Below are 1,006 nucleotides of genomic sequence, written 5' to 3'. Positions count from 1 at the left end.
TCAGTGTTTTTATACACAATTTTCTTAAAGAGTTTATGTCAACTAGTAATTACATTAGTAAAGATTAAAGATGAAGAATAAATGTCTTCACAAAATTTTACAGTTTTATATAAAAAATATTTGATTTATCTTGTGATCAAGAACTGTTACTGATAACTATTCCAAGAGCCTCATGGAAATTACAAATATATCCAAATTGGCACTCCCTTAAACACAGGTAAATATATCTGATTTAGCTGATGATTTAAATTTTCAAAAAAATCGTTTATGTTTTAGCCTTTTTATCTATAGGATTCTCCTTAACATAAGTCTACCTATAGCAATTATCATAGCTATGATAATTGCTATAATAATTATATAGCGGTTTTTAGCATAATGAGGTACACAGGATTTTTTTCCTGTTCCCTGTTCCCTGTTCCCTGTTCCCTGTTCCCTGTTCCCTATTCCCTGTTCCCTGTTCCCTGTTCCCTAAAACCCAAAAATTTGTACCTCACCAGACAAAAAAGCGCTATACTCTATTTAAGCGCAAACCGCTATAAATCCCAGTCAATTGTCGCAAGATTGGTAAAACTAAGGTAATGGGGGTTTGCTCTTCAATGGTGACTTGTACTGTTACAGTGGTTCCTGAAGTCACTGTCAACGACGGTCCTTGAGAAGAAGACCAAGCATAACCACTAGGAGTCGAGGAGTCAGCCTGTAACTTCCCATGGATTTCAATAACAGGTCTGACTTTAGATGCCAAATTTTCAGCTATTGTAGAGTTTCCTATCAGTTTAGTTGCTCCTTGTTGAGTAATAGGAAAAGGAGATACTTCCGAGACAGTACCAATAATACTACCAAATTTTTCTCGGCGAACTGTATCAGGTGTAACATAGATTTTCATACCAGGTTTGATCTTTTTACCCTGCCCAACAGGAAAGTAAGCAACGGTTGAGAGACTGTCTGATGAACTCTGTCTTTGAATCACTCCTAAAGAAAACCCTTTGTCAATAACAGAACCTTTACA

At 35.8% G+C, this 1,006-nt stretch carries 2 protein-coding genes; one reads left to right on the top strand and one right to left on the bottom strand.

Annotated elements, in window-relative coordinates; translation table 11 throughout:
• The first annotated feature begins 375 nt into the window (after positions 1–375).
• Positions 376–579 carry a hypothetical protein gene (locus tag F6K49_RS53030; protein ID WP_293111177.1) on the top strand — a complete coding sequence of 68 codons (204 nt, stop codon included), beginning with the start codon at positions 376–378 and terminating at the stop codon, positions 577–579.
• On the opposite strand, the gene F6K49_RS53025 is transcribed toward F6K49_RS53030, so the two are convergent.
• Positions 509–1,006 (bottom strand): NHLP bacteriocin system secretion protein (locus F6K49_RS53025; RefSeq protein ID WP_293111175.1); only part of this gene is annotated, 498 nt, incomplete at its 5' end. The two genes, F6K49_RS53030 and F6K49_RS53025, sit on opposite strands and share 71 nt — an antisense overlap.

It is taken from the genome of Moorena sp. SIO3I6, assembly GCF_010672095.1.
Note: the sequence above shows the minus strand (reverse complement) of the source record. Positions and strands in the feature narration are given on the sequence as shown.

Bases quoted from the DNA above. Each gene is read 5' to 3' on its own strand.
- F6K49_RS53030 (WP_293111177.1), top strand. From the start codon at position 376: ATGAGGTACACAGGATTTTTTTCCTGTTCCCTGTTCCCTGTTCCCTGT.